Annotated in this window: 20 protein-coding genes; 15 read left to right on the top strand and 5 right to left on the bottom strand. The window is 64.8% G+C overall.

The features are described from left to right. Positions 1-20: 20 nt before the first annotated feature. Positions 21-1061, bottom strand: coding sequence for a DUF4214 domain-containing protein (locus tag ACEN9F_RS11750; RefSeq protein WP_413420200.1), 1041 nt, complete (start codon positions 1059-1061; stop codon positions 21-23). A 51-nt stretch (positions 1062-1112) separates the two neighbouring features. Next, positions 1113-2006 (bottom strand): hypothetical protein, encoded by an 894-nt coding sequence (locus tag ACEN9F_RS11745; protein WP_413420199.1) that lies wholly within the window; start codon positions 2004-2006, stop codon positions 1113-1115. A gap of 327 nt (positions 2007-2333) precedes the next feature. On the opposite strand from ACEN9F_RS11745, the gene flhB reads away from it, so the two are divergent. The 8 genes from flhB to motD all read left to right on the top strand — a co-directional run bounded on the left by flhB (position 2334) and on the right by motD (position 11403). Continuing rightward, a complete protein-coding gene (gene flhB / locus ACEN9F_RS11740) occupies positions 2334-3524 on the top strand; it encodes a flagellar biosynthesis protein FlhB (RefSeq protein WP_413420198.1) in 1191 nt (396 codons plus the stop codon). Beyond that, a complete protein-coding gene (gene flhA / locus ACEN9F_RS11735) occupies positions 3521-5644 on the top strand; it encodes a flagellar biosynthesis protein FlhA (protein WP_413420197.1) in 2124 nt (707 codons plus the stop codon). The genes flhB and flhA overlap by 4 nt, the downstream gene beginning before the upstream one ends. A gap of 50 nt (positions 5645-5694) precedes the next feature. Continuing rightward, positions 5695-6702 carry a DUF4351 domain-containing protein gene (locus ACEN9F_RS11730; protein WP_413420196.1) on the top strand — a complete coding sequence of 336 codons (1008 nt, stop codon included), beginning with the start codon at positions 5695-5697 and terminating at the stop codon, positions 6700-6702. Between the two features lie 148 nt (positions 6703-6850). Then, positions 6851-8317, top strand: coding sequence for a flagellar biosynthesis protein FlhF (flhF, locus tag ACEN9F_RS11725; protein ID WP_413420195.1), 1467 nt, complete (start codon positions 6851-6853; stop codon positions 8315-8317). Next, on the top strand, positions 8310-9134 hold the full coding sequence (locus ACEN9F_RS11720; RefSeq protein WP_413420194.1) for a MinD/ParA family protein: 825 nt from the start codon (positions 8310-8312) through the stop codon (positions 9132-9134). Before flhF ends, ACEN9F_RS11720 begins: the two co-directional genes overlap by 8 nt. 28 nt (positions 9135-9162) lie before the next feature. After that, the gene (locus ACEN9F_RS11715) at positions 9163-9894 is read left to right on the top strand and encodes an RNA polymerase sigma factor FliA (RefSeq protein WP_413420193.1); all 732 of its coding nucleotides are present in this window, start codon (positions 9163-9165) and stop codon (positions 9892-9894) included. Continuing rightward, positions 9876-10622 carry a flagellar motor protein gene (locus ACEN9F_RS11710; RefSeq protein ID WP_413420192.1) on the top strand — a complete coding sequence of 249 codons (747 nt, stop codon included), beginning with the start codon at positions 9876-9878 and terminating at the stop codon, positions 10620-10622. The genes ACEN9F_RS11715 and ACEN9F_RS11710 overlap by 19 nt, the downstream gene beginning before the upstream one ends. Before the next feature lies 1 nt (position 10623). Further along, positions 10624-11403: a flagellar motor protein MotD gene (gene motD, locus ACEN9F_RS11705; protein WP_413420191.1), complete on the top strand. Its 780-nt coding sequence runs from the start codon at positions 10624-10626 to the stop codon at positions 11401-11403. A gap of 6 nt (positions 11404-11409) precedes the next feature. Here the strand turns inward: motD and ACEN9F_RS11700 are convergent, their stop codons facing one another. From ACEN9F_RS11700 to flgA, 3 genes are all read right to left on the bottom strand, one after another. Further along, positions 11410-11886, bottom strand: coding sequence for a flagella synthesis protein FlgN (locus ACEN9F_RS11700; protein WP_413420190.1), 477 nt, complete (start codon positions 11884-11886; stop codon positions 11410-11412). A 7-nt stretch (positions 11887-11893) separates the two neighbouring features. Further along, on the bottom strand, positions 11894-12211 hold the full coding sequence (gene flgM, locus ACEN9F_RS11695; protein ID WP_413420189.1) for a flagellar biosynthesis anti-sigma factor FlgM: 318 nt from the start codon (positions 12209-12211) through the stop codon (positions 11894-11896). 107 nt (positions 12212-12318) lie between these two features. Further along, positions 12319-13008, bottom strand: coding sequence for a flagellar basal body P-ring formation chaperone FlgA (gene flgA, locus ACEN9F_RS11690; protein ID WP_413420188.1), 690 nt, complete (start codon positions 13006-13008; stop codon positions 12319-12321). Between the two features lie 174 nt (positions 13009-13182). Here flgA and flgB point away from each other — a divergent pair, with 174 nt between their 5' ends. The 7 genes from flgB (at position 13183) to ACEN9F_RS11655 (ending at position 18625) form a co-directional block, all read left to right on the top strand. After that, entirely contained in the window at positions 13183-13608 is a 426-nt protein-coding gene (gene flgB, locus ACEN9F_RS11685; protein WP_413420187.1) for a flagellar basal body rod protein FlgB, read from the top strand. Between the two features lie 2 nt (positions 13609-13610). Further along, entirely contained in the window at positions 13611-14021 is a 411-nt protein-coding gene (gene flgC / locus ACEN9F_RS11680) for a flagellar basal body rod protein FlgC (protein WP_413420186.1), read from the top strand. Positions 14022-14034: 13 nt separating this feature from the next. Next, positions 14035-14748, top strand: coding sequence for a flagellar hook assembly protein FlgD (locus ACEN9F_RS11675; RefSeq protein ID WP_413420185.1), 714 nt, complete (start codon positions 14035-14037; stop codon positions 14746-14748). A gap of 30 nt (positions 14749-14778) precedes the next feature. After that, positions 14779-16335 carry a flagellar hook protein FlgE gene (locus tag ACEN9F_RS11670; RefSeq protein ID WP_413420184.1) on the top strand — a complete coding sequence of 519 codons (1557 nt, stop codon included), beginning with the start codon at positions 14779-14781 and terminating at the stop codon, positions 16333-16335. A 10-nt stretch (positions 16336-16345) separates the two neighbouring features. After that, positions 16346-17086 carry a flagellar basal-body rod protein FlgF gene (gene flgF, locus ACEN9F_RS11665; RefSeq protein ID WP_413420183.1) on the top strand — a complete coding sequence of 247 codons (741 nt, stop codon included), beginning with the start codon at positions 16346-16348 and terminating at the stop codon, positions 17084-17086. Between the two features lie 79 nt (positions 17087-17165). Further along, on the top strand, positions 17166-17948 hold the full coding sequence (flgG, locus tag ACEN9F_RS11660) for a flagellar basal-body rod protein FlgG (RefSeq protein WP_413420182.1): 783 nt from the start codon (positions 17166-17168) through the stop codon (positions 17946-17948). An 11-nt stretch (positions 17949-17959) separates the two neighbouring features. Continuing rightward, a complete protein-coding gene (locus tag ACEN9F_RS11655) occupies positions 17960-18625 on the top strand; it encodes a flagellar basal body L-ring protein FlgH (protein WP_413420181.1) in 666 nt (221 codons plus the stop codon). Positions 18626-18632 lie beyond the last annotated feature (7 nt).

The following is an 18632-nucleotide window of genomic DNA, read 5'->3' as shown; positions in this document are numbered from 1 at the left end:
CCCCGCTGCTGCCGTCACGCTCAGACGATGTTGTGGACGATGGTGACCGTGCCGACCACGGTGGCCTCGGTGTGCAGCACACCATCCAGGTTGTGCGCGGCCACGCTGACAAAGTTCATCAGCAGGTCCGCGCGCGACAAGCCGTTCGCCAGCGCATTGGTCCAGAACGCCACGCCGTCGGCGTCGCCGGCGCGGGCGAAGGTGTTCTGGTACAAGTTGCTGATGAACTGGGCGTCGGTCTGCGCCGCCATCGCCTGGTATTCCGGCGAACTGAGGAAGAACTCGGCGATTTGCTTCAGCGACACACCCTGGTTGGCGGCATCGAAGTAGAACTTGATGCCGCCACCGTCCGCATCGCGCCCGAAGGCGGCCGAGTACAGCGTGCTGACGGCGGCCTGCGTGCTGTCCTTGGCAAACACCAGCGATTCGCCGTCGTCGAGCTGGACGAACTGGATCTTGCTGATGTCGGTGACCAGGCCGCTGTCGTTCTGCGTCACCACCGCATGGCCGCCGGACACGCTGACCGTGTAGTCGGAGGCGTTGCCGGCCATGTCGACGATGGCGTGGCCGGTGCCGCCGGCGATGGTGCTGTTGCCCAGTCCGGCCACCACCGTGTCCGAGCCGGCGCCGGCGATCACGGTGCTGTTGCCGGTGCCGAGCGTCAGCAGGGTGTTCTTGTTGTCGCTGATGACGATGCTGTCGTTGCCGGACGAACCGACCACGACGCGGTCGGTGATGCCGGCGGCATGCGCCGGTACCGTGGTGGGGCCGTCGTTGAGCGTGGTGATCACGCCGCCCTTGCCCTGGAAGATCACGACCGGGGCGTTGCTCGGCGGCGTGAGGGTGGTCTGCGTGGTGTCCGACGAGGAGATCAGCACCACTTCGGCGCCTGAGGCCACGGTCACCACGCCGCTGGCGTCCGGCGTGACCGTATCGAAGCGCACGGTGGCGTTGTCGACCGTGGTCAGGGCCAGGATCTTGCTGATGGTGTCGTCGGTGAACACCGCGGTGCTACTGCTTTGCAATGCAGTGGTGACGGTGCTGGTGTCTGATTCATACATGGTGCTCTCCTGTAGTTGCCAAGCTATTCCATTGAACCGGATGCTGTACTTCTACGGTTGGCTTTCCGCCGTTTCCGGTGCGACGATGCTGCTGTTTTTGCGCCGTTTTGCGGCCGGCGCGGCCTTGAATACGTGCGTGTGGGCGGCGTCGTCCCACGGGTTCTGGCCCGGCGCCGGCGGCGTGGCCGGCACGGCGCGCAGGCTGAGCGCGGTCAGGTGCTCCAGCCCGGACGGCCCGCTCAACGGCGTCGCGGTCTGTACCGGCAGCCGGAAGCCGCCGCTGAAATGGGCTTCGCCTTCGAGGCGGAACTGCGCGGCGCGCGGGCCGATCAGGGCGAAGGTGACTTCGGTGATGCGCCTGGCGGCGTTGCGGGTGCCGCAGAACTTGCCGGATTTGACGATCGGCAGCGCGCCGCCGCCCTCGACCGCCGCGCCGTAGGCCAGCTCCACGCCTTCCGGCCGGTCCGGCCACATGACCTGGAATCCTTCGAGGCGCAGTTCGCCGGCGGGGTCGCCCAGCCGCTCGCCGGGCGCCGCCACGGCGTCGCCCTGCCGTTCGATGTGGCCGATCAGCGAGATGCCGCTGGGGCCGATCTGGATGGCGTTGGCGCCGGCCGCGGCCGGGGTTCGGGCGGGGGCGGGCGGCGTGGCCGCTTGCCCATCCAGGCCGACCCGATCCAGCCGCAGCGCCGGCACCGGGTCGTTCTTGTTGACGAGGAAAGCGCTGACCAGCAGTTCGACCGGCGCTTCGCTGACATGCACCACGATGCAATCGGCGCCGTCGCGCAGGACCGCGCCGTGGGTGGCGGGCGTGCCCAGGGTTTCCATCCGGCCGCCGCCGTTGCCGGGGCCGCGCGCGATGCCCAGGGGCGCCAGCCCGCCTTTGGGGTGGCGCAGGATGTACATCCCGGGTTGCAGTGTGATGATGGTGCTGGAGATTTCCATTTGTTACCAATCCGAGTCAAGCGTTTTGGATAACATCTAGTGTCTTTTTTGTAGCGTTTTATGAATATACCGCAAACAATTGGAAACTAGTGCAGCACGTTAAAACTTTTTTATAGTGTCGTAAAAAAATTATTTGTACGGGACGGACTGGACAAATCCGCCGAACGCGAGAACGGATTTTCGCTATTGCTGGAATCTTTTTCATAGGGAAATGTTTCAGCCGTGCGGCACGGGTACGGCGAACAGCGGCGCCTTTCCCGCCCTGTTCGGGGAATAGCCATACGGCAATATCGCCAATAATGGTGGCTATATTCCCAGGAGTTGGACATGGCAGAAGACAGCGACGCCGAAAAGACCGAACCCGCGTCAGCGAAGCGCCTCGAGCAGGCGCGCGAGGAAGGCGACGTTCCGCGATCGCGGGAAGTGGCGACGTTTACCGTGCTGATGACCGCCGGCGCCGGCCTGTGGATGACCGGCGACGGGCTGATACGCCAGCTCAATTCCGCCCTGGTGTCCGGCCTGAGCTTAGACCAGGAGCAAATCTTCAATGCCGACGTGCTGCTCAGCCGCATCCTGGTGGACGTGGTGCGGGTGATGGTCGCCTGCCTGCCGCTGGGCATCGCGGTGATGATCGTCGCGCTGGCGTCGCCGCTGCTGGTGGGCGGCTGGCTGTTCAGCAGCAAGGCCTTCATGCCGAAGTTCAGCAAGCTCAATCCCATCAACGGCATCGGCAATATGTTTTCCACCAATGCGCTGGTCGAGCTGCTCAAGGCGGTCGGCAAGACGCTGGTGGTCGGCTTCGTGACCTGGCTGGTGGTGATGAAATACAAGGATGCGGTGATCGGCCTGGCGGTTGAGCCGCTCAAGCTGGGCACGGTACACCTGATCAACATGCTGGCCAGCAGTTTCCTGTTCATCGTCGGCGCGCTGGGCCTGATCGCCGCGATCGACGGCCCGTACCAGATGTGGCATTACGCGAACAAGCTGAAGATGACCCGCCAGGAGCTGATCCAGGAATCCAAGGAGTCCGACGGCAATCCGCAGATCAAGGCCAAGATCCGCCAGCTGCAGCGCGAGATGGCCAAGCGCCGCATGATGGCCGACGTGCCGACCGCCGACGTGGTGGTGACCAACCCGACCCACTACGCGGTGGCGCTGAAGTACAGCGACGGCATGCGCGGCGCGCCGAAAGTGGTGGCCAAGGGGACTGACGAGGTGGCGGCCAGGATCCGCGAACTGGCCAAGGAGCACAAGGTGACCATGCTGGAGGCGCCGGCGCTGGCGCGCGCGCTGCACAAGCACACCGAGATCGGCGACGAAATTCCGGAGGCGCTGTACGCGGCGGTGGCCGAAGTGCTGGCCTATGTGTTCCAGCTGCGCCTGTTCAGCAAGGGCGGCGGCAACCGTCCGGAGATACCGAGGAAACTCGATGTGCCGCCTGAGCTCGATCCGCTGGACCCGGCCTTCATCCCCAGGCACGGCAAGAAAACAGATTTAGATAAGGGAGCACCCGCATGAACGCCCTGAGCAACATCAAACTGCCGCCTTGGCTGCAAGGCCTGGCCAGCTCGCAAAACAAGGCCAGCCTGGCGGCGCCTATCCTGATCATCATGCTGCTGGCGATGATGGTGCTGCCGCTGCCGGCGTTCATCCTCGACATCTTCTTCAGCTTCAATATCGCGCTGGCGGTGATCGTGCTGTTGACCAGCCTGTACACCGTCAAGCCGCTGGACTTCATGGCCTTCCCGACCATCCTGCTGGTGTCGACCATGCTGCGCCTGTCGCTGAACGTGGCGTCGACCCGCGTGGTGCTGACCGAGGGGCACACCGGCGCCGACGCGGCCGGCAAGGTGATCGAGGCCTTCGGCCACTTCCTGATCGGCGGCAACTACACGGTCGGTATCGTGGTCTTCATCATCCTGACCATCATCAACTTCACCGTGGTGACCAAGGGTGCGGGCCGTATCGCCGAGGTGGGCGCGCGTTTCGCCCTGGATGCGATGCCGGGCAAGCAGATGGCGATCGACGCCGACCTCAACGCCGGCCTGATCGGCGAGGCCGAGGCCCGCAAGCGCCGCAGCGAAGTGGCGCAGGAAGCGGAATTCTACGGCGCCATGGACGGCGCCAGCAAATATGTGCGCGGCGATGCCGTGGCCGGCATCCTGGTGACGGTGATCAACGTGGTCGGCGGCCTGCTGGTCGGCCTGCTGCAGCACGACATGGGCTTCGCCGACGCGCTGAAGAACTACACGCTGCTGGCCATCGGCGACGGCCTGGTGGCGCAGATCCCGTCGCTGATCATTTCGACCGCGGCCGGTATCGTGGTGTCGCGCGTGGCCAGCGAGCAGGACATCGGCACCCAGGTGGTGGGCCAGCTGTTCGCCAAGCCGCAGGTGCTGTACATCACCGCCGCCATCATCGGCGGCATGGGCCTGATCCCGGGCATGCCGAACCTGGTGTTCCTGCTGCTGGCCGGCACGCTGGCCGGCTCGGCCTACCTGATGTCCAAGCGCGCGGTGACCAAGGTGGCGGCCGAGGCGGCGGCCGCCGCCGAAGCGGCGCCGGCCGCCGCCGCCGCCGCCGAGCAGGAAGAGGCCAGCTGGCAGGACATCATGCCGGTCGATACGCTGGGCCTGGAAGTGGGCTACCGCCTGATTCCGCTGGTCGACAAGACGCAGGGCGGCGAGCTGCTCAAGCGCATCAAGGGCATCCGCAAGAAATTCGCGCAGGAAGTCGGCTTCCTGGCGCCGCCGGTGCACATCCGCGACAACCTGGAGTTGAAGCCGTCGGCCTACCGCATCACGCTCAAGGGCGTGGAAGTGGGCACCGGCGAGGCCTTCAACGGCCAGTTCCTGGCGATCAATCCGGGCATGGCCAGCGGCACGCTGCCCGGCATGGCGACCAGCGATCCGGCCTTCGGCCTGCCGGCCACCTGGATCGACGCCGCGCTGCGCGACCAGGCGCAGGGCATGGGCTACACGGTGGTCGACGCCGGCACCGTGGTGGCGACCCACCTGAACCATCTGATCACGACCCACGCTGCCGAGCTGCTGGGCCGCGCCGAGGTGCAGGCGCTGCTGGATCACCTGGGCAAGGATGCGCCCAAGCTGGTGGAAGACCTGGTGCCGAAGATGGTGTCGCTGTCGACGCTGCAGAAGGTGTTGCAGAACCTGCTGATGGAAGGCGTGCATATCCGCGACATGCGCTCGATTATCGAGACGCTGGCCGAGCACGCGGTGCATACGCAGGATCCGAACGATTTGACGGCGCTGGTGCGCATCTCGCTGGGCCGGGCGATCGTGCAGCAGCTGTTCCCCGGCGCCGGCGAATTGTCGGTGATGACCCTGGATAACCGCCTGGAACGCTTGCTGATGCAGGCGCTGGCGGCCAGCGGTCCGGACGGCGCCGGCATCGAGCCCGGCCTGGCCGACACCATCGCCCAGCAGGCGCAGCAGGCGGCGCAGCAGCAGGAGGCGCTCGGCCTGACGCCGGTGCTGCTGGTGCCGGGACCGCTGCGGGCCTTGCTGTCGCGCTTCCTGCGCCGCGCCTTGCCGCAGCTGAAGGTGCTGTCGCATGCCGAGATCCCGGAGACCAAGACCATCCGCGTGACCGCGCTGGTGGGCCAGCAGCCGGCATAAGCCTTGATATGGTCGCGGGCGAGGCCATGCAGGCGGCTTAGACTGCTTGCATGGCTAACGACGACTACGACACGCCGTGGAAGGAAGTGATCATGCGTCACTTTCCGGAGTTCATGGCTTTCTATTTTCCCGCGGCGCATGCGGCGATCGATTGGTCGCAGCCGCATACTTTTCTCGATCGGGAGTTTGCCGCCCTGACCCGCGATGCCGAACTGGGCAAGCGCCTGCTCGACAAGCTGGTCAGCGTGAGTCTGGTCGATGGCGGTGAGCAGTGGGTGCTGGTGCACCTGGAGATACAGGGCTGGCATGACCTCGATTTCGCCGAGCGCCTATTTGTCTACAACTATCGCGCCTACGACCATTATCGCCGGCCGGTCGCCAGCCTGGCCCTGCTGGCGGACGACAGCAAGCGCTGGCGACCGGATTCGTTCGGCTACAGCCTGCTTGGCTGCGCCATGCGAATTGAATTCCCCGTCGTGAAACTCGTGGACTTTGCCGATCGGATCAAGGACTTGCGATCCTCTGCGAATCCATTCGCACTGGTCACCGCAGCGCATCTGCTAGCGCGTCAAACCACACGCAATGCGCATCGCCGCCGCATCGCCAAGTGGAAGCTCACGAAGCTGCTGTATGAGCAGGACTGGAGCAAGCAGCGTATCATCGATTTGTATCGCGTGATCGACTGGATCATGCGTTTGCCGAAGGAGCTAGACAAGCGCTTGCGCGACGGGATTCTAGAATTGGAAAGGAGGCATACCATGACTTACTTGTCATCGATAGAGCGAATTGGAATGGAAATTGGAATACAAAAAGGCATGGAGCAAGGCAGGGAGATAGGCATGCAACAAGGTATGCAGCAAGGTATGCAGCAAGGCATGCAGCAAGGTATGCAGCAAGGGCAGTCGGAACTGCTGATTGCGCTGATCGCGAAGCGTTTCGGTCCGATCGATCTGGATACGCGGTTGAAACTGGCGGCTGCGAATCCAAGGCAGCTCATTGCCTGGGCGCGAAACTTTGTCGATGCCGCGACGCTGGATGATGTTTTTAATAATAAATAGCCACCTCGGCCGCGATGGCGAAATGCGGCCCATTTGCCCCCCTGTTCATCGGATCGTTTCCAGAGTGCATCGTCAATAATGGAACTATCAGAGTCAAGGCGTCTCATCCGGAGGACGCGCTGCTCTATCTAGTCCCTGAGAGACGGCCATGAATGTGAAAAAATTTACCGCACCGACTTCCCGCGAAGCGCTGCGCAAAGTGCGTGAATCGCTCGGCCCCGATGCCGTGATCCTGTCCAACCGCCAGGTCGACGGCGGCGTCGAGATCCTCGCGCTGGCCAATGACGATGCCGCCTCGCTGGCCATGCCGGCGCCGCATTCGCCGATGGCCGATCCGGCGCCGTCGCTCGACCTGAACACCGCCGTGCCGACCAGCCATCGCCGCGCCGAAGCGCGCGTGGAACCGCGCATGGAGCCGGGCTTCCCGAGCGCCACGCCGGCCCCGGCGCAGCCGCAACCGCAGCCAGCATTGCCAGCGCAACCGGTGCGCCGCGTGGTGGCTTCCGCCGCGTCGTTCGCCAGCGCCACCAAGGCCGCCGCCGCCGCGCCGCAAGCCCAGCCGTCGGCCCCGGCCAAGGCCGGCGTCGACGCCGAGCAGGTCGCCGCGATGGTGGCCGCCGCCGTCGCCAGCGCCAAGGAAAACGCCGCCGCCGAGATGAGCGGCATGATGAATGAAATCCGCGCCATGCGCGGCATGATGGAAACCCAGCTGGCCGAAATCTCGTGGGGCGCGACCCAGTCCCGCGAACCGCAGAAGGCCGCCGTGCTGCGCGAAATGCTGGCCGCCGGTTTCTCGGCCAGCCTGGCGCGCTACCTGCTTGACAAGATGCCGGCCAACCGCGACGTCGCCGACAGCCTGCGCTGGATTAAGACCGTGCTGACCCGCAACCTGCAAACCATGGCCAACGAAGATGCGCTGATCGACCAGGGCGGCGTGTTCGCGCTGGTCGGCCCGACCGGCGTCGGCAAGACCACCAGCACCGCCAAGCTAGCCGCGCGCTGCGTGATGCGCCACGGCCCGGACAAGCTGGCGCTGATCACCACCGACGCCTACCGTATCGGCGCCCACGAACAGCTGCGCATCTATGGCAAGATCCTCGGCGTGATGGTGCATTCGGTCAAGGACGAAGCCGACCTGCGCATCGCGCTGAAGGAATTGAAGAACAAGCACACGGTGCTGATCGACACGGTCGGCGTCAGCCAGCGCGACCAGATGGTGACCGAACAGGTATCGATGCTGCAAGGCGCCGGCGCCGACGTCAAGCGCCTGCTGTGCCTGAACGCCACCGCGACCCAGGAAACCCTGAACGAAGTGGTGCGCGCCTATCAGGGCAGCGGCCTGGCCGGCTGCATCATGACCAAGCTGGACGAAGCGGCCGCGATCGGCAACGTGCTGGACGTGGTGATCCGCCAGAAACTCAACCTGTTCTACGTGTCGAACGGGCAGCGGGTGCCGGAAGACCTGCACCTGGCCGACCCGGCCTACCTGATCGACCGCGCTTTCAAGTTAAAACGCGATATCGTCAACACCCAGTACCTGGACGCGGAGCTGCCGATGCTGATGAGCACGGGGATGAACGGCGCCAACGGCGTGCGCGAGGTGCACCTTGGCTAATTTCGATTTCGACCAGGCGGAGGGACTGCGCCGCATGCTGGCGGGGCCGCAGCCCCGCATCGTCACCTTCCTGTCGGCCTCGCCGCAGGACGACAAGGGTTCCATGCTGGTCAACCTGGGCGCCTCGCTGGCGCGCGCCGGCAACGACGTGCTGATCGTCGACGCCTGCGCCAGCGCCCACGGCGTGGCCTCGCGCCTCGGCGTCGACGGCGGCGCCAGCCTGCTCGACGTGGCGCGCCAGGAATGCGCGCTGAACCAGGTGATCCACCAAGTGCCGCAGGGTTTCGCTGTGGCGTCGATGACACGCGGCGCGGTGCGCGGCGGCCCGGATGAAACGCGGCGCCTGGCCAAGGCCTTCGACGTGCTGGTCAAGCAGACCGGCGTGGTCATCGTCGACGGCGAATTCGACGGCGAGGCTTTCCCGGTGCCGGTCATGTCCAGCTCGGAAATCATCGTCCAGGTCTCGAATAGCGCTACCTCGATCAAGGCCGCCTACAGTATGATCAAGCGCCTGAACCAGGAACTGGGCCGGCGCCCGTTCGGAATTCTGGTCACCGGGGCTTCCGAATCCGAGGCAAAGGTGGTATACGATAATATGGCACAGGCAGCCAGCCGTTATCTGGCCGTCAACCTGGTTTCGATGGGCTCGGTGCCCGCGGATGAGTACCTGCAACGTGCCGCGCGCTTGGGGCGCGCGGTGGTCGATGCGTTTCCGCTGGCCGGTGCCTCGGTCGCGTTTCGTCAACTGGCGGGGCGCTTCGCGCTGGCCGGCTCGCCATCCTTTCATACGGGGAGCAGCAACCGCTTTAGCGCATGAATCATAGTAAAGATAAAAAATAAACTACATGTACACGGCCAAGGGGAAAACGGAGAAGGATTCTTTGCTGACGGCGCACATGCCGTTGGTCAAGCGCCTTGCCCATCACATGAAGGCGAAGCTGCCGCCCAGCGTCGAAGTCGACGACCTGGTGCAAGCCGGAATGATCGGCCTGCTCGACGCCATCAACCGCTATGAGGACACCCACGGCGCCCAGTTCGAGACCTATGCCGTGCTGCGCATCCGCGGCGCCATGCTCGACGAGCTGCGCAACAGCGACTGGCTGCCGCGCTCGATGCGCCAGAACATGCGCAAGATCGAGACCGCGATGGCCACGCTGCAGCAGCGCCTCGGCCATCCGCCGACCGAGTCGGAAGTGGCCAAGATGCTCAAGCTGTCGCTGGCCGACTACCAGGAAATGCTGGCCGACGGCGGTGGCCACCAGCTGGTCTACTACGAGGATTTCCACGACGACGACGGCAACGACAGCTTTCTCGACCGCTATGCCTCCGACGAGGATGCCGACCCGCTGCGCTCGCTGCTGGACGGCGACTTCCGCCAGGCCGTGATCGACGCCATCGACATGTTGCCCGAGCGCGAGAAGATGCTGATGGGGCTGTACTATGAAGAGGAGCTCAACTTGAAAGAAATCGGCGCCGTGATGGGCGTGTCGGAATCGCGCGTATCGCAATTGCATACGCAGGCCGTGGCGCGCCTGCGCGCCTCACTCCGGGAGCGGTCTTGGACTGGGCCAGCGTAGCCGGGGTGCTGCTGGCGCTGGCCGGCATCGTCATCGGCCAGTCGCTCGAAGGCGGCAAGATCGGGTCGCTGCTGCAGCCGGCCGCGTTCGCCATCGTGGTGATCGGCACCTTCGGCGCGGTGCTGCTGCAGACCCGCTTCAAGACCTTCGTGCGCGGCGTGCGCATGCTGCGGCTGGTGTTTGCGCCGCCGCCCGACACCCGCGCCGTGCTGGCGCGCGACATCAACGCCTGGAACCTGGCGGCGCGCCGTGACGGCCTGCTGTCGCTGGAGCGCTACATGCTCGCCTCCAAGGACAAGTTCAACACCAAGGGCCTGCGGCTGATCGTCGACGGCATCCATCCCGACAAGCTGCGCCAGCTGCTCGATACCGAGATCACCGCCTATGAAACGGAAGAGCGCCAGGCGGTGCGGATCTGGGAATCGGCGGCCGGCTATTCGCCCACCATCGGCATCCTGGGCGCGGTGCTGGGCCTGATCCACGTGATGGAAAACCTCACCGATCCGAGCAAGCTCGGTTCCGGCATCGCGGTCGCCTTCGTCTCGACGATCTACGGCGTCGGGCTGGCCAATTTGCTGTTCTACCCGATCGCGAATAAACTCAAGGCGATCGTCACGCAGGCCGTGCACCAGCAGGAAATCGCCGCCGCCGTGTTCTACGACATCGCCACCGGCGACCACACGCGCGTGATCGACGAGCGCATCGCCACGCTGCTGCGGGAGCACTGACATGCAGTACCGGCGCGCGCGCAGGAAGTTCGACGACGAACCGGAAAACCATGAGCGATGGCTGATCTCCTACGCCGACTTCATCACGCTGCTGTTCGCCTTCTTCGTCGTGATGTACGCGATTTCCTCCGTCAATATCGGCAAGTACGTGGTGTTCTCCGACGCGCTCGGCGATGCCTTCGGCGGCGCCGGCGCGGCCAGGCCGATTAACACCCAGGTGCAGAACCTGCCCATCCCCAATCCCGGCCTGAAGCGCCGCACCGAGCAGCTGCGTAAGGAAAAAGAGCACATGACCAAGCTGGCGCAGGATTTGCTGTCGACGCTGGCGCCGCTGGTCAAGGAGGGCAAGGTGCGGGTGACGCAGAACAGCCGCGGCGTCAGCGTCGAGATCAACGCCTCGGTGCTGTTCGACCCGGGCGACGCCCGCCTGACCAATGAATCGACCGAAGCGCTGCGCGCGGTGGCCGGCCTGCTCAGGGACGACAGCCACAAGGTGCAGGTCGAAGGCCATACCGACAACCAGCCGATCAGGAATCCGCAGTTCCCGTCCAACTGGGAATTGTCGGCGGTGCGCGCCAGCAGCGTGGTGCGGCTGTTCATCGACGCCGGCGTCGCGCCCGGCCGCCTGACGGCGGTCGGCTTCAGCGCCAACCTGCCGGTCGCGCCCAACGACACGCCGCAGGGGCGCGCGCGCAACCGCCGCGTGGCGGTGACGATCTTGTCGGGGATTCCGGAGACGGTGACGGAGATACCGACGCCGGCGGCGCCGGCGCCGCAATAGGCAGAATCAGCCGGCGAGGAAGCCGCGGCTGCGGGGCAGGGTGGTGGCCATGCCGCCGGGGCCGTAGAAATTATTCTGCGCCGCGCCCTGCGGACGCAAGGCTTGCAGCGCGCCCTGGGTGTGCCCCATCTGCTTGTTGATCAGCATGCCGTTGAGTCGGTTCAGTTCCTTGGCTTCGCGGGTATGTTCCAGCAGTGCCTGCCACAGCGAGGCCGATTCGTCGCGCGTCTCGCCGCTGGCGGCGATCCAGGCCTCCATGCCGGATTCCTGTGCCGGGAAGCCGGATTTGCCCAGCGCGCGGTGGCGTTGCGCGGACAACAGGGTCATTTGCGTGACCAGCGCGGTCTTGCGGGTGGTGACAGCCTGCAGGCTGTCGATTTCCGCCGTCACCAGCAGTTGCTGTTCCTGCTTGAGCACGTCCAGCAGGGTGGCCATGATGTGCTCTTCTTCGCGCAGGCTGTTCAGCGGGGTGGCGGTGGACATAAGATTCCTAACGTTTTCTTGAGTGCAGCAGATCCTTGACTGTATCCAGCAAGCCATCCGCTACTTTTTCCGAGTTGACCTGGAACTGACCGTCGGCAATCGCCAGCTTGATGCGTTCGACTTTCTTGGTATCGAACACCGCATTGGCGCCGCCGGCCGAACTGGCCGCCATAGCCTGGCCTTGCGGCGACAGGCGCACATTGTCCGACGCTACGTTCGTCGGCGCCGCTTCCGTCGCCTTTTCCGCGCCGCGCGCGGTCGAGGAGGTGGTCGCGGGCGTCGACGGCAAGCCGGTCGTGCTCTTCAATGTATCGTTGATTTTCACAGCATTTTCCTTCTCTGGTAGGAGTACGAAACTCCGGGATCTAAGTGAATAACGGCGGCTGGCCGGTAAACTTTAGCCGCGCGCCGCTGCCGATCCCCGGCGTTTCGTCAAAACGCCACCTCCACCAGTCCGCCTGTCTTGGCGATTCCGGTAATTTGTTGTCCACCGGAAGTTTTAACTTGTACTACCTGGCCGTCGCCGGCCGTGCTCATGGCGCGCGCCTCGGCCGAGACGCTGAAGCCGTTGCCGCTGGAGACCAGCCGCACCAGCTGCCCGGACTGCACCACCGGCTTGCTGCGCAGCGTGTCCAGGCGTAAAGGCGTGCCTGGAGGCAACGAAACATTGGCCATGCGGCCGATCACCTGGCTGGCGTCGGTGGCTATGCCTGCAGGCAACATTGTCAAATCGCCCTTGAGGGTCACCAGCTGGCCGGCGTCGATCGGCTGGCCCTGCGCCAGCGGCGCCGCGCTGGCGATGTAGTCGCCCATCACGGTGACGCTGGCTTGAATATATACCGTCCAGGCCGCCGGTGTCGCACAACGCACGCCCACCGTGGTCTTGCCCCAGGCGCGCGCGCCCGGCGTGAAGAACGCTTGCGGGTCGGGGCAGGCGGCCAGGTTCATGCGCGGGTCGATCGCGCCCACGGCGACCGTGACCTGGCCCGGCAGGCCGGCGGTCTGCACCTGCAGGAACTGTTCGACGCTGCGCTTGAGCGCGGCGGCGTCCTGGCGCCCCTGGGCGCCGGCCGAGCCGACGGCGGCGGCGAGCAGCGCGGCGAGTAAGAGACGTGATTTCATGGCGTAGGTTTCCCCTTCAATATGGCCATCATAGTCTGGCGGGCTGGACTTGAAGCGGTGAATAGCGCGGAAAAGGCCGTCCTTCTCTACCGATGGTTCCGCCAATCAACTCCGTATCATCGGTCCTGTCATAACAAGTTCGTCCACTGTTTGGGCGGCCACCAGGAGCCTGCGATGCTAGGGAAACTCGACGATTACCTGCGCTTTAACGAAGCCGCGCTGAGCCTGCGCTCGCAGCGGCAGAGCGTGCTCGCCTCGAACATCGCCAACGGCGACACGCCGAACTACAAGGCCCGCGACATCGACTTCAGCAGCGCGCTGAAGACGGCCCTGGACAAGGCCAGCCCGAGCGCGGCGGCCAGCCTGAAGACCACCGCCAGCAAGCATTACCCGAACCCTCCGCAAGACGGTAGCACCATGGCCGACGGCACGCCGCTGCTGTACCGCGGCGTGGTGCAGGGCGCGGTGGACGGCAATACGGTCGACATGGATGTCGAGCGCAACCAGTTCGCCGACAACGCCATCCGTTACGAGGCCGGCATCACCGCGATCAACGCCCAGATCAAAACGATGATGGCGGCGATCCAGTCAGGGAGCTAATCATGTCTTTGTTTAATATTTTCAATGTTTCCGGTTCGGCCATGAGCGCGCAGGCGCAGCGCCTGAACGTGGTGGCCTCCAACCTGGCCAACGCCGACAGCGCCACCAGCGCCAGCGGCGAAGCCTACCGCGCGCGCCAGGTGGTGTTCGAGGCGACCACGCCGACCGCCGGCGGCGCCGCCACCGGTGTGCGCGTCAGCCAGGTGGTCGAGGACCAGTCGCCGATGAAGCAGATGTACGACCCCAAGCACCCGATGGCGGACGACAAGGGCTATGTGACCATGCCCAACGTCAACGTCGTCGACGAGATGGTCAACATGCTGTCGGCGTCGCGTTCCTACCAGACCAACGTCGAGACCATGAACGCGGCCAAGACGCTGCTGCTGAAAACACTGACCATCGGTCAATCTTAACGAGGGGTTCATCATGGGTTTATCCGGAGGCGTGATCGACACGCCCAAAGCGGCCGCCACCAACAGCGTCGCCACCACCAGTACCGCCACCGCCACCGACAGCGTGCAGGCCGACCAGGACAAGTTCATGAAGCTGCTGGTGACGCAGCTGCAGAACCAGGATCCGCTGAATCCGATGGACAACGCGGCCATGACCAGCCAGCTGGCCCAGCTGTCGACCGTGACCGGCATCAACAAGGTCAACGCCACGCTGGAATCGCTGCGCACCGACCAGGCCACGGCCCAGTCGATGAGCGCGCTGAACCTGATCGGCAAGGGCATCCTGGTGGAAGGCAAGGGCATCGAGCTCAGCAGCGCCAAGGACGCCGACGGCGTCAGCACCAGCAGCAGCGTGTTCGGCATCGACCTGGCCTCGGCCGCCGCCAGCGTCACCATCAACATCCAGGACAAGACCGGCAAGACGGTGCGCACCATGAGCATGACCAACGCCGACGTCGGCACCTACCCGATCACCTGGGACGGCCTGATGGACGACAAGAAGACCACCGCGCCGGACGGCAGCTATACCTTTACCGTCACCGCCACCAACGACGGCAGCAAGGCGCTGACCGACGCCACGCCGCTGCAGCTGGCGGCCGTGGCCAGCGTGTCGACCGGCAGCGGCGGCGTCAAATTGAACACCTCGCTCGGGCATTTCAGCATGAGCGAAGTGAAAGAAGTTTTGTAAGCAGTCATCACACCTAGATAGGGGAATACCATGTTCCAACAAGGACTGAGCGGCTTGAACGCCGCATCCAAATCGCTGGATGTCATTGGCAACAACATCGCCAATGCCAGTACGGTGGGTTTCAAGAGCTCGCAGGCGCAATTCGCCGACCTGTACGCCAACTCGCTGAACGGCGTGTCGGGCAACAACGCGGGCATCGGTGTGACGACGGCTAAGCTGGCACAGCAGTTCACCCAGGGCAATATCGAGACCAGCAGCAATCCGCTGGACGTATCGATCAACGGCGGCGGCTTCTTCCGCATGGTGGTCAACGGCGCGGTGCAGTATTCGCGCAACGGCCAGTTCCATGAGGACGCCAGCCACACCCTGGTCAACGCCCAGGGCGCGCAGCTGACCGGCTACCTGTCCAACACGGCCGGCGTGATCCAGCTGGGCGCGCCGGTGCCGCTGACGCTCGACAAGTCGGACCTGACGCCGGTGGAAACCAGCGAAGTGAACTTCCAGCTGAACCTGAGCTCGGCCGAGAAAGTGCCGGCCACCATCCCGTTCGACGCCGGCGATCCGACCAGCTACAACAAGCAAACCGTGCTGAACGTGTACGACAGCCTGGGCACCTCGCACATCATGACCAGCTACTACGTCAAGACCGACGCCAATACCTGGGACGTGTACGCCGCAGCCGACAACAAGGAAATCGTCTCGGCCAGCGTGGCCGCCGCCATCAACAGCGACCAGACCGTGATCGATGCCCGCACCGCCTACAACAACGAGGTGCGCGCCACGCCGCCGGACCCGGCGTTGATCGCCACCGCCGCCGCCACCTATGCCACCGCCGCGTACACCGCGATGACGACCGCCGCCAGCGTGCCGCCGGCCGCCGCCTCGCAGGCGCAGCTGGATGCGCTGACGGCCGCCTACACCGCGCTGGACCCGACCGTCAGCGGCCAGATCACCGGCATGTCCCCCGACGAGATCAACTCCAAGCTGGCCGCGGCCATCACCGTGCCTGCGGTGAAAGTCGGCACGCTGCTGTTCACCAAGAGCGGCGCGCTCGACGAGCAGGCCATGGCCCTGATGACCCCGGCGCAAACCCTGCCGTTCCAGATCAGCCTGCCGATCTTCCCGGACACCGGCGCCCAGGAACCGATGATCGTCGCCACGACGTTCGACAAGACCACCCAGTACGGCAGCGTCACCAACGACCTGGGCTCGACCCAGAACGGTTACTCGGCCGGCTCCTGGCAGCGTTACGCCATCGACGAGAATGGCGTGATCATGGGCCAGTACAGCAACGGCAAGTCGCGCGCCATGGGCCAGATCGCCATGGCCAACTTCGCCAGCGTCGACGGCCTGACCCCGCTGGGCAACAATGCCTGGGCGGAAAGCTCGAGCTCGGGTCCGCCGACCGTGGGCGTGCCCAACGCCGGCTCGATGGGATCGCTGCGCGCCAGCTCGGTGGAAACCTCGAACACCGACCTGACGGCCGAACTGGTCAACATGATCACCGCGCAGCGCGTCTACCAGGCCAATGCGCAGACCATCAAGACCGAGGATTCGATCCTGCAAACCCTGGTCAACCTGCGTTAATTAGCCAGCCATGGACCGCCTCGTCTATACCGCGATGACCGGTGCCCGCCACGTGATGGAGCAGCAAGCCACCGTGGCGAACAACCTGTCCAACGCCACCACCACCGGCTTCCGCGCCCAGCTCGACACGTTCCGCGCGGTGCCGGTGGTGTCGGAGGGCCTGGCGACGCGCGCCTTCGTGGTCGATTCGACGGTCGGCGCCGACATGCGCGCCGGCCCGATCCAGACCACCGGCCGCGCGCTCGACATCGCCATCCGCGACCAGGGCTGGATCGCGGTGCAGTCGGCCGACGGTTCGGAAGCCTATACCCGCAACGGCAGCCTCAAGGTGAGCGAGAACGGCCTGCTGCAAACCAGCGGCGGCCAGACCATCCAGGGCGAGGGCGGCCCGATCGCCATTCCGCCGGACACCACCGTGATGGTGGCCGGCGACGGCACCGTCAGCACCATCTCCACCGACTATCAGCCGGGCCCGGCCAACGTGCTGGGGCGCATCAAGCTGGTCAATCCGGACCCCAAGGGCCTGGTGCGCGGCGACGACGGCCTGTTCCGCCAGACCAGCGGCGTGCCGGCCGACAACGACGCCGCCGTGCGCGTGGTGGACGGCGCGCTGGAGGGCAGCAACGTCAATCCGGTCGATTCCATGGTCAACATGATCAGCTTGGCAAGGCAGTTTGAAATGCAAATGAGCCTGATGAAGAACGCCGAGAATAACGCCGCAAAAGCCACCCAGATCCTCGCTTTGAGTTGATGTCCTCTCCCGCATAATGGTTGCGTGGGATGAGTAGCTGTCGCTCCGGCAGCCTCATCCAGGCAACGGGAGAAGGAAAATGATACGTTCACTTTGGATCGCCAAGACGGGCATGGAAGCGCAGCAGACCGCGCTGGACGTCACGTCCAACAACCTGGCCAACGTCAGCACCAACGGCTTCAAGAAGTCGCGCGCGGTGTTCGAAGACTTGCTGTACCAGAATATCCGCCAGCCGGGCGGCCAGTCGTCGCAACAGACCAACCTGCCGTCCGGCATGCAGCTCGGTACCGGCGTGCGTCCGGTCGCGATCGAGCGCGTGCACACCCAGGGCAATCCTCAGTCGACCGGCAACGACAAGGACCTGATGGTCAACGGCAACGGCTTCTTCAACGTGCTGCTGCCGGACGGCACCACCGCCTACACCCGCGACGGCTCCTTCCAGCGCGACAACAACGGCCAGATGGTGACCTCCAGCGGCTTCGTGCTGCAGCCTGCCATCACCATCCCGATCACCGCGCAATCGATCACCGTCGGCCGCGACGGCACCGTCTCTGTGACCCTGCCGGGCCAGGTCGCGCCGCAGCAGATCGGCAGCATCCAGTTGTCGACCTTCATCAACCCGACCGGGCTGGAATCGAAGGGCGAGAACCTGTACGTGGAAACCGGCGCTTCCGGCAATCCGCAAACCAATACGCCGGGCACCAACGGCACCGGCGTGATCCTGCAGGGCTACGTGGAAACCTCGAACGTCAACGTGGTCGAGGAAATGGTCAATATGATCCAGACCCAGCGCGCCTACGAGATCAATTCCAAGGCCATCACCACCTCCGACCAGATGCTGCAGAAACTGTCGCAGATGTAAGGGAACAGATCATGACCTCCGCCACCACCATTGTTGCCGCAGCGCTCGCCGGGTTTGTCCTCAGCGGCTGCATGAGCACCCCGACCTCCATCGTCACCATGCCGATGTCGGCCCGTCCGCTGACCTCGGAGCAGCAACAGGCTGTGCCGAGCAACGGCGCGATCTACCAGGCTTCGGTCTACCGTCCGGTGTTCGAAGACCGCCGCGCGCGCCACATCGGCGACGTGCTGACGCTGGTCATCACCGAGCGCACCTCGGCCAACAAGACCGGCGCCAGCTCGGGCAACAAGTCCGGCAGCGTCAGCGTTGCCCTGCCCAAGCCCTTGCAATCGACCTTCGGCAATCCGCTGGCGGTCAGCAACGACAGCAAGTTCGCCGACGGCGACAACCAGTCGGCCAGCAACGCCTTCACCGGCACCATGGGCATCACCGTGGTCGAGGTGCTGGCCAACGGCAACCTGATCGTGGCCGGCGAAAAGCAGGTCGGCATGAACAAGGGCGTCGAGTACATCCGCTTCTCCGGCATGATCAATCCGGACAGCATCGCCACCGGCAATACCGTGCAGTCGACCGCCGTGGCCGACGCCCGCGTCGAATACCGCACCAGCAGCCAGATCGACCGCGCCGAAGTGGCGTCGATGGCGTCGCGTTTCTTCCAAAGCCTGTTACCGTTCTGAGGCCGGA

Origin of the sequence: Duganella sp. CT11-25, from assembly GCF_047302815.1 — a bacterium.
Taxonomy (GTDB): Bacteria; Pseudomonadota; Gammaproteobacteria; order Burkholderiales; family Burkholderiaceae_D; genus Rugamonas.
Note: the sequence above shows the minus strand (reverse complement) of the source record. Positions and strands in the feature narration are given on the sequence as shown.

Excerpts from the sequence above, each read along its gene's own strand:
- ACEN9F_RS11750 (WP_413420200.1), bottom strand. The coding sequence starts at position 1,061 with ATGTATGAATCAGACACCAGCACCGTCACCACTGCATTGCAAAGCAGT.
- ACEN9F_RS11745 (WP_413420199.1), bottom strand. The coding sequence starts at position 2,006 with ATGGAAATCTCCAGCACCATCATCACACTGCAACCCGGGATGTACATC.
- flhB (WP_413420198.1), top strand. The coding sequence starts at position 2,334 with ATGGCAGAAGACAGCGACGCCGAAAAGACCGAACCCGCGTCAGCGAAG.
- flhA (WP_413420197.1), top strand. The coding sequence starts at position 3,521 with ATGAACGCCCTGAGCAACATCAAACTGCCGCCTTGGCTGCAAGGCCTG.
- ACEN9F_RS11730 (WP_413420196.1), top strand. The coding sequence starts at position 5,695 with ATGGCTAACGACGACTACGACACGCCGTGGAAGGAAGTGATCATGCGT.
- flhF (WP_413420195.1), top strand. The coding sequence starts at position 6,851 with ATGAATGTGAAAAAATTTACCGCACCGACTTCCCGCGAAGCGCTGCGC.
- ACEN9F_RS11715 (WP_413420193.1), top strand. The coding sequence starts at position 9,163 with ATGTACACGGCCAAGGGGAAAACGGAGAAGGATTCTTTGCTGACGGCG.
- motD (WP_413420191.1), top strand. The coding sequence starts at position 10,624 with ATGCAGTACCGGCGCGCGCGCAGGAAGTTCGACGACGAACCGGAAAAC.
- ACEN9F_RS11700 (WP_413420190.1), bottom strand. The coding sequence starts at position 11,886 with ATGTCCACCGCCACCCCGCTGAACAGCCTGCGCGAAGAAGAGCACATC.
- flgA (WP_413420188.1), bottom strand. The coding sequence starts at position 13,008 with ATGAAATCACGTCTCTTACTCGCCGCGCTGCTCGCCGCCGCCGTCGGC.
- flgB (WP_413420187.1), top strand. The coding sequence starts at position 13,183 with ATGCTAGGGAAACTCGACGATTACCTGCGCTTTAACGAAGCCGCGCTG.
- flgC (WP_413420186.1), top strand. The coding sequence starts at position 13,611 with ATGTCTTTGTTTAATATTTTCAATGTTTCCGGTTCGGCCATGAGCGCG.
- ACEN9F_RS11675 (WP_413420185.1), top strand. The coding sequence starts at position 14,035 with ATGGGTTTATCCGGAGGCGTGATCGACACGCCCAAAGCGGCCGCCACC.
- ACEN9F_RS11670 (WP_413420184.1), top strand. The coding sequence starts at position 14,779 with ATGTTCCAACAAGGACTGAGCGGCTTGAACGCCGCATCCAAATCGCTG.
- flgF (WP_413420183.1), top strand. The coding sequence starts at position 16,346 with ATGGACCGCCTCGTCTATACCGCGATGACCGGTGCCCGCCACGTGATG.
- flgG (WP_413420182.1), top strand. The coding sequence starts at position 17,166 with ATGATACGTTCACTTTGGATCGCCAAGACGGGCATGGAAGCGCAGCAG.
- ACEN9F_RS11655 (WP_413420181.1), top strand. The coding sequence starts at position 17,960 with ATGACCTCCGCCACCACCATTGTTGCCGCAGCGCTCGCCGGGTTTGTC.